The organism is Pseudomonas kitaguniensis, from assembly GCF_009296165.1.
Classification (GTDB): Bacteria; Pseudomonadota; Gammaproteobacteria; order Pseudomonadales; family Pseudomonadaceae; genus Aquipseudomonas; species Aquipseudomonas kitaguniensis.
In genome coordinates this window covers 22,591-31,431 of record NZ_VUAZ01000038.1, presented here as the reverse complement: position 1 = coordinate 31,431, position 8,841 = coordinate 22,591, and the positions used below count along the sequence as shown (strand labels likewise).

Sequence of the window (8,841 nt, the reverse complement as noted above, 5' to 3'; positions counted from 1 at the left end):
CGAGGGTAAAAGCGACCAGCCATTGCTGGTCAGCGGCCACTTCCTGGCCCTGACCCAACACAGCAAAGCCCACTGGAACGACCTCTGGCTGCTCACCGAAGTAATCCACGAAGGCAAACAGCCGCACGTGCTGGAAGAGTCGGTGACAAGCGACACCACCGCGCTCAAGGACGACTTCCATCAGGGCTATCGCAACCGCTTCCTGGCAACCCCATGGGACGTGCCGAACCGGCCACCGTTGAAACACTCCAAACCGCGCATCCTCGGCAGCCAAAGTGCCGTGGTCACCGGGCCCAAAGGCGAAGAAATACACTGCGATCAATACGGTCGCGTCAAAGTGCAATTTCACTGGGACCGCGAAGGCCAGGCCGACGACAAAACCAGCTGCTGGCTGCGCGTTTCTTCCGCTTGGGCCGGCGCACACTACGGTGGCATCGCCATCCCGCGTGTCGGCATGGAAGTGCTGGTGAGCTTTCTTGAAGGCGACCCCGACCAGCCACTGATCAGCGGCTGCCTGTACCACAAGGAAAACGTCGTCCCCTACGACCTGCCCGCCAACAAGACGCGCAGCACCTTTAAGACCCTGAGTTCGCCCGGCGGCAGCGGTTTTAACGAGCTGCGCATCGAAGACAAAAAAGGCCAGGAACAAATCTTCCTGCACGCCCAGCGCGACTGGGATGAAAACATCGAGCACGACCAAAAAATCAGGGTCGGCAACGAACGCCACGACACCGTTGAAGCCAACACCTACAGCGAATTCAAAACCGAGGAACACCACACCGTCTACGCCGACCGCAAAGTTGAAGCGCGCGCAGACGACCACCTGACGGTTGCGGTCAACCAGCACGTCAAAATCGGCACCGGGCAGTTCGTTGAGGCCAGCCAGGAGATTCACCTGAGCAGCGGCTTGAAGGTGGTGCTGGAAGCCGGCAGTGAGCTGACGCTCAAGGCCGGTGGCAGTTTTATCAAGATTGATGGCAGCGGCGTGGTGTTCAGCGGGCCGGTGGTGAATGTGAATACCGGTGGCAGCCCTGGCAGCGGCACACCGGCGGCGCCGCTGTTGCCGGGCGTGCTGAAACAAGCTGACGGCGACAAGGCCGGTGCGGTACTCACCCCGGCACAAATCAATACGCTGAAACGCAATGCGCCGTTCTGCGAAGAATGTGAAAAATGCAAGGACGGTGCCTGTGCAATCTGACCTTTTGACGCCCCACGCCTGGCTCGCAGAACGGCCGCTACAGGCAGGCGAACGGCTGTATTTGATTGTCAGCGCGGCCAGCGATGCCGACGCGCTTAAAAGCCTTTACCAGATTGAAACCACGCCGCAGCTCACCCCGCTCTGGAACGGCACGCCTTACGCGTCCTGGCAGCCGGTGATGCCCTACCTTGCTGAACTGAGCGATAACTCGGCTTATCTCGACTGGATTGCAGGCACTGATGCCCAAGACTGGGGCTGGCTCGCGGTATCCCGTAGCGAGCCGAATGTGGTCTTCGAGCATCTACGCAGCCTCACCCAAGTCAAAATGCCCGACGGTACCCTGGTGTTTTTCCGGTTCTGGGACGGCCGGCACCTCTACCCGATTATTCAACGCTTAGGCGCTGAAGCCGGCGACATCTTGCCGGTGTTTGATCGCTACTTAATCAATGGCCGAAGCCTGGAAGTCGGGCCGCGAGTGGTGCCGAAAGCGCAGGACTGGCCCTGGTGGGAAATCCCGCAGGCGCTGCTTGATGCGTTAGTTGAAAAAGATCACAACATGCTCGTCGACAACCTGATGCAGTGGCTCGGTGAGGATTGCCCAGCGCTATTTTTCGCCTTCCCCGAAAGCAACCTGCGTCGCAAAGTCGAGCGTTTTGTGCGTCAACAACCCAATACAGAAGATATGGCAGAGCGCCTTGCGGCTCATCTGACTAAGGAAGTCACGTCATGAATAGCCCGATTGGCACCCTGGTTTTGCGCGTGCTGGACGCCAAAACCCCTGACGTGAGCCTGATCCTCAAGGACTTCAACCATTGCCTGAGTGACTATAAGGAATGGGCGGACGGCTTCTGGACAGGCTGGGCGCTGGACGTGGACCAGACGTTCAAAGTCGGCAATGAGGTCAGCATCACCCAGCGCAAAACCAAGACCGATGCGGTAAAAACCTATGCCACCTGCCCGCTCGCTGGCGACTTCACGCTGATCCACATGTTCGACTCGGCGCGTTTTGTGCCGATCGGCAACACCCCGGTGCGGCTTGAACCGGTGACCAAAGGCATCATGTCTGACGACGTGACGGGCCCGGTGATTGAAACCACCATTGGCCCAACCGGTATCAAGGTCATCGACGGCTGCAAAAAAGGCCAACTGTACCGCATCACGTTTTTCCCCAACGTTTCCCAAAATGACGTAAAAGCGCTCTACAACTCCTATCAAGGCGTGATCGGCAAGCTCAACGGCTGGCTGCAAAGCGAGTGGTCCGGCAAATTTCAACCACAGTGGGCCAGCTACTCGGCGGCAGATCGCAGCGGTCGCGCAGTGATCTTGTTGAAGCGCGCAATGGACGGCCTGGAAAAAGCCCTGCTGCGGTTGTGGGACGACATCAAGAGCTTGTTTGAGCTGCTCGCTCACCCGAAAGAAAATCTGAATAAGCTGCGTAAATACCTGTCGGACGTCGAGATCGACAAACTCTACGCGGCGTCGAAGGAATCAATCGCCTCCGGATTGTTGATCCTCAGCGACGAGCCACTGATGTTCATCTACATTTCGGCCATCGTGGCATGGGTCGGCATGCTGCCACCGCAAGTCGTCGTGGATGTGGTGACCGCCATCGCATCCGAGTTTTTGATCAACGTGGTGCTGGGGATCTGCCTGACTGGCGGGGCCGGTATCGCCGTGCGCGTGGGGACTAAAACGCTGTCTGCGGTCAAGTCCGGGGAGGCGATCAAGTACCTGGAAGAGCTGGCGGCGACACTGATGAAGCTGAGTCGTGAACACAGCTTGCCGGCGCACGCCGAAGTGTCAAAGCCGCTGATCGCCAGTGCCAAAAACGTACCCATGGCGCCGACGAAAACAGCGGCGCTGAAGATTGATGAAGCGGCGGCCAACGGCTCAAAAAGCCAGGTGCCGAAGACCACGGATACACCGAAACAGCAAGTGAAAGACGCCGCGTCGTTCCCGCGCAAGAAAACCACCAACCAGACCAGGCTGGAACGCAAGGAGACGGTCGACGACGCGCCTAGCCAGTCCAAAACGCCGGACGACAAGGCCGCCACCAGCGCGAAGAACACCTGCACTGACGGTTGCCCGGTTTCGATGGTGACCGGCGAAGAACTGCTGACCCTCACCGACGGCGAACTCGACGGATTGCTGCCCTTCAATTGGACCCGTCTGTATCGAACCAGCGCTGCCGAAATCGACTGTGGCCTGGGTTACGGCTGGAGCCATGCACTTGCGCAACGCGTCGACATCAAAGGTGACGAGGTCATCTGGACCGACCACGAGAACCGCGTCACCACCTTTCCGTTGCCGAGCGTGCAGCGCCCGGCGATTACCAACAGCCTCTCTGAAGCAGCGATTTTTCTCGGCGACGATGCGTCTGAGCTGATACTCACCCAGGCCGGTGAAACGCCGCAGTTTTACCACTTTCGTTACGACAACAAGGGTGCGGCGCTGATCGCCATCAGCGACAAGTACCAGAACCGCCTGCACATCACACGCGACCTGCAGGGGCGGATCAAACGAGTCGACAACGGCGCCGGCCGTGCGCTGCTTATTCGCTACAACCTAAAACACATCGTTGGCATTGATTACCAGCAGTTCCTGCCGGCGGACAATCTGGAAGATTGCTGGAACAACATTCAAACGCTGGTCACTTACCGCTACGACGCTCAACACCGGCTCATCGAAGCAAAAAACGCTGCCGGTGAAGCAGAGCGCTACGCGTACAACGATCAGCACGTCATCCTTGAACGCCAACTGGCCGGCGGCGCAAGTTTTTACTGGGAATGGGAAAATCAAGGCAAGTCGGCCCGCTGTATCCATCACTGGGCGAGCTTCTCGCAGATGGATTCGCGCTACGCCTGGGATGACAACGGCAGTGTTACCGTCACCAACGCCGACGGCAGCCAGGAAGTTTATGCGCACGATGACCAGGCCAGGCTCATCGCCAAGGTCGACCCCGACGGCGCCGAACACCTCAAGGCCTACGACGATAAAGGCCGGCTGATCGCTGAAAAAGACCCGTTGGGCGCCGTCACCGAGTACCAGTACAACGAAGCCGGGCGCTTGGTGGCGGTGATCCCGCCGGAAGACCTGCCGACCACGTACGAGTATCACAACGGCTTTGTACGCGTGGTGAATCGCGGCCCTGCAAAGTGGATCTACTGGCGCAACGAGCGAGGCGACATCACCGAACAGGTCGACCCGCAAGGCAACTCAACCTTCTACCGCTACAACCCGCAGGGGCGCCTGCTGGAAATCCGCCATCCCGATGGCAGCCTGCATCAGCTCGGCTGGAACAACCTCGGCCAATTGTTGGAGGAGCGCCTGCCCAACGGTGGTCAGCGCAAATACCGCTACGATGAACTCGGCCGGCAAATCACCCGCCAGGAAGAAACCGGCGCGATTACGCAGTACCAATGGGACGCCGCCAACCGCCTGGCGAACGTCACCCTGCCCGGTGGCGCCACGCGCGCGTTCAGCTACAACCCCTACGGTAACGTCACCGCCGAACGCGATGAGCTCGGCCGCGTCACGCGCTATGAATACGCCGATGGCCTGCACCTGGTCAGCCGTCGCATCAACCCCGACGGCAGCCAGTTGCAGTATCGCTACGACAACGCGCGACTGCTGCTCAGCGACATCGAAAACGAACGTGGCGAGCACTACCAACTCGACTACTACAGCAACGGCCTGATCCAACAGGAGACCGGTTTCGATGGGCGTCGCACCGCCTACGAATACGACCTCAACGGCCAGTTGCTGAAGAAAACCGAGTTCGGTGATGACGACAGCGAACTCGTCACCGAGTACCAGCGCGATGCCGCAGGCCGCCTGCTGGTGAAAACCCTGGCGGACGGTGAAGCCATTCACTACAGCTACGACGCCCTCGGTCGTCTGGTCAACGTCGATGACGGCCACTGGCCGCTGGCCTACGAGTACGACGTGCAAGACCGGCTCATCACCGAGCATCAAGGCTGGGGCACCACGCGCTACGAATACGACAAGCTCGGCCAACTGAGCCACTGCCGCCTGCCCGACGGCAGCACCCTCGATTGCCATCACCAGCCCGGCGGCCAACTCAGCCGCATCGACCTGAACGGCTCGCGCCTGACCAGCCACCAGTTCAGCGCCGGCCTTGAACGCCAGCGCCAACAAGGTCTGTTGCTCAGCCAATATCAATATGACGAACAGGGCCGTCTGCAAGCTCACAGCGTCAGCCAACAGGAGCACCAACTGTACCGGCGGCGTTATGCCTACGATGCCAATGGCAACCTGGCCGGAATCGACGACAGCCGTAAAGGCAATCGCAGCTTTCATTACGACCCGCTCGATCGGCTGATCAAAGTACGTGGCGCCACGCCGGAAAGCTTCGCTCATGACCCCTCAGGCAACTTGCTCGATCAGGGTGATCAGCCGGTGGCGAGCCTGGCCAACGTCAAAGGCAACCGCCTGCTAATGCAGGGTGATCGTCATTACGACTATGACGCGTATGGCAACCAGATCCGCGAGCGCCGTGGCGCTGGGCAGAAACTGGTCACGCAATACCGTTACGACTGCCAGCACCGACTGATCGGCGTCACCTTCCCCGACGGCAGCATTGCGGCGTATCGATACGACGCGTTTGGGCGCCGTATCGCCAAAACGGTTGATGGCCACACCACAGAATTTTTGTGGCAAGGCGAGAGGCTGATTGCTGAGAGTGCCGACAACCGCTATCGCACGTACATCTATGAACCCGGCACCTTCCGCCCGCTGGTGATGCTCGATGGCGAAGGCCCGCTGAAGGCGACGCCGTTCTACTACCAACTTGATCACCTGGGCACACCGCAGGAGCTAACCGACTACAGCGGCGACATCATGTGGTCTGCGAAATACCGAGCGTATGGCAACCTGGCTACGCTGGATGTGGCTGAGATCGACAACCCGCTGCGCTTTCAGGGGCAGTATTTCGATGCGGAGACGGGGTTACATTACAACCGGCATCGCTACTACAATCCGGGCAGCGGAAGGTTTTTGACGCCGGATCCAATCAAGCTTGCGGGTGGGTTGAATAACTACCAGTACGTGCCTAATCCTACGGGGTGGGTGGATCCGTTGGGGTTGGAAACAATACCAGTGGTCTGCCCAGGGGTGCCTAGCGGTACTTCTAAAACGAAATCCCTAGAGGAATTGGTTCCTGGCGGCAGTGTTCCTAGTGTAAAAGGAGGTGCATTTAGTAAGTGGTTCAACGAGCTAACGCCTAACGATTTTGATACGGTTTGGTCTAACAAAACCTATCAAAATTCTATCAAGGCCAGACTAAGATATCCGGGCAGAATGCACGAATGGCATATGGTTTCGAGAGCAGATATATTCAAGCGCTGGGGGGTCGATGCAGAGCAAATTTATGAACTACGAACTGCGATATCGAACGTTAAATTTGTAAATCCGAGCGGTCACCACGGCGGCAAAGGATCGACAAAAGCGCATAATGAGATCCTTAAGGTTATCGACAACTCCAAAGATTATAGCGAGTTCCGGAAAGGCCTTAATGAATGGGCTGGACGGCGATTGGAAGGCGGATCTGACGCCCTGCCTTCAGGACTAAAAAATTGAGGAAACTGAAAATGAGCTCGAAAGAAATCGTCTCAATTTGGACTGCAAGCACCGGTTGGGCATCGTCCACGCTTCAAGATGTAGTGAGCCCTGAGTACTCTGAAGATGGCGACTTTCTCGGTTCCGAATTCAGCAATGCATTCTCACTGGGCTTTATTGACGACGACACTATCGAAGCCGATAAAATTGACCCGACTCACTCTCTAATTAAAGCTATTGAGGGATGTTCATATGACTCAGACATAGTGTCTGATATGAAAAATAAAAACACCCCTCCGACCGAATCCCCAATAGATACTATCGTTGCAATTTACGACTACTCGTTCTCAGGCACACCTAAAAACACCACTATAAGAAACGTTCTATTTACATATCGCGGAAGCTTTGAATATAGGGCGTGACGTCTTTCAAAAAAATAGAATGGTATATTTTCTGCGCATTAAAAAAGTTCCGTATTTTACAGCAACACAGATGAAAAGAAGAAAGTTTTCTTAATGACCCTGGCACCTTTCGCACGATCGAGATGCTCGATGGCAAAGCCCCGCTGAAAGCGACTCCGCTCTACTATCAAGTTGATCATCTGAACACACCGCAGGAGCTTACTGACTAAAGCGTAGACATCTTGTTGTCTGCGCAGCGTATGGCGCCCCGTCACGCTCGATGTGGCGGAAATCGACAACCCGCTGGGCTTTCAGGGGCAGTATTTCGATGCGGAGACGGGGACCGGCATCGCTACTACAATCCGGGCAGCGGAAGGTTTTTGACCCCGGATCCAATCAAGCTTGCGGGTGGGCTGAATAACTTCCAGTACGTGCCTAATCCTACGGGGTGGGTGGATCCGTTGAGGTTGAGTTCGAGTTGTCCGGAGCCAAGTCAGAAACGACCGACTAACTCGACCAATGCAACCAAGCCTGACCACTTACCAATGAATCAGGAAAAATTCGATCAAATTATTGATATGAATAAGGTGGATCGACCGCCGAATCCGGCTGATTATCTGCCTGACAGCTACATCAACGCTCGCAAGGCGCTTTTTGCAAAAGAGGGAGGATCCTTTGTGGTAATTGAAAGCTGTATCACCAGTTCAAGCTACCCAAGTTTTCCGCAGCGGAAATTTGTAGGTCTGACCTCTGAAATGGAAGATGTTGTCGCGAAGTACCGAGCTGCGGGCGACGACTGGAACGTTCTCAACAAAGAACTCAATCTCGGCGCAAAAACACTCGAAGGCGAAGGCATATATATTGTCAAAGTAAAACCCGATGATCCGCGGTTCAGCTATGAAATGCCAAACGGCAAAGAAAATGGTGCGTACCCGAATGAATGGGTCCCCGGCGGCGCTACAAAAAGTGGAACAAAGGAAGCAGCTTTAATCGGCTCGGAAAGCGTCACCCACAACAGCGATATCAGTACGTTGCTGAAAAATTTTCATCACTGGGAAAAATTCCAATGAGGTCTACGTTCGAAACCGCTCTAGATCAACATGAGGTCTCCGAATTCTTTAAAGGAAATGGAATTTATTTTGCCCGGGGTTCTGATTGGGGCGACCATCTTTACATAAGCAATTGGCAAGAAATGTGTGGTGTTTTAAAAAACCAAAAAGCAGCATCGTCTTTATTAACCAATATCTTCGAAGAATATGTAAAATATCTCCATGAAAATTACGCTGATGCAGCCGGTTTGCTACGTAATATAAGCGCGTACTACGTACTGAAACAAAAAAATCCTATTTTATCAATTGATGACTACGACCTTATAAGTGCGCTCGACGAAAAAAGCAAAAAACATATAGGAACATTATTTAGACTACTAAGAAAAGAATATGACAAGAACAAAGAAAACGTTTTAAAGTACTCCTTTGAACAAGAACTAAATCGCATTAAAAATAACGGCTGCCCATTTGAGCTTGAGAAACTCTAGCACAAACGCCGCTATTGAGTTAGTTGAATTAACTGGGTATATGCTAAAAACAAAAACTTGATATTACCTCCTTGCCCCCTATGCGCAAGAGGCGCTCGGCGTTGCAAATTAATACCGGCTTAACTCCG

5 protein-coding genes and 1 pseudogene are annotated in these 8,841 nt (G+C 55.2%); all 6 read left to right on the top strand.

Translation table 11 applies throughout. The features are described from left to right. Nucleotides 1–1,198: type VI secretion system tip protein TssI/VgrG (gene tssI, locus F0169_RS07425; RefSeq protein WP_152746135.1), on the top strand; the 1,198-nt coding region annotated here is incomplete at its 5' end. After that, complete coding sequence (locus F0169_RS07420) at nucleotides 1,143–1,928, top strand: DUF4123 domain-containing protein (protein ID WP_152746134.1); 786 nt, start codon at nucleotides 1,143–1,145, stop codon at nucleotides 1,926–1,928. The genes tssI and F0169_RS07420, both read left to right, overlap by 56 nt. Then, nucleotides 1,925–6,796 carry an RHS repeat-associated core domain-containing protein gene (locus tag F0169_RS07415; protein WP_172979363.1) on the top strand — a complete coding sequence of 1,624 codons (4,872 nt, stop codon included), beginning with the start codon at nucleotides 1,925–1,927 and terminating at the stop codon, nucleotides 6,794–6,796. The genes F0169_RS07420 and F0169_RS07415 overlap by 4 nt, the downstream gene beginning before the upstream one ends. Before the next feature lie 11 nt (nucleotides 6,797–6,807). Beyond that, on the top strand, nucleotides 6,808–7,197 hold the full coding sequence (locus F0169_RS07405; RefSeq protein WP_152746133.1) for an immunity 22 family protein: 390 nt from the start codon (nucleotides 6,808–6,810) through the stop codon (nucleotides 7,195–7,197). Nucleotides 7,198–7,280: 83 nt separating this feature from the next. Next, a pseudogene (locus F0169_RS07400) lies at nucleotides 7,281–8,246 on the top strand (RHS repeat-associated core domain-containing protein); the annotation flags it as partial. Beyond that, the gene (locus F0169_RS07395; RefSeq protein WP_152746132.1) at nucleotides 8,243–8,713 is read left to right on the top strand and encodes a hypothetical protein; all 471 of its coding nucleotides are present in this window, start codon (nucleotides 8,243–8,245) and stop codon (nucleotides 8,711–8,713) included. The pseudogene F0169_RS07400 and the gene F0169_RS07395, both read left to right, overlap by 4 nt. Nucleotides 8,714–8,841 lie beyond the last annotated feature (128 nt).

Excerpts from the sequence above, each read along its gene's own strand:
- F0169_RS07395 (WP_152746132.1), top strand. The coding sequence starts at position 8,243 with ATGAGGTCTACGTTCGAAACCGCTCTAGATCAACATGAGGTCTCCGAA.
- F0169_RS07420 (WP_152746134.1), top strand. The coding sequence starts at position 1,143 with ATGCGCCGTTCTGCGAAGAATGTGAAAAATGCAAGGACGGTGCCTGTG.
- F0169_RS07415 (WP_172979363.1), top strand. The coding sequence starts at position 1,925 with ATGAATAGCCCGATTGGCACCCTGGTTTTGCGCGTGCTGGACGCCAAA.
- F0169_RS07405 (WP_152746133.1), top strand. The coding sequence starts at position 6,808 with ATGAGCTCGAAAGAAATCGTCTCAATTTGGACTGCAAGCACCGGTTGG.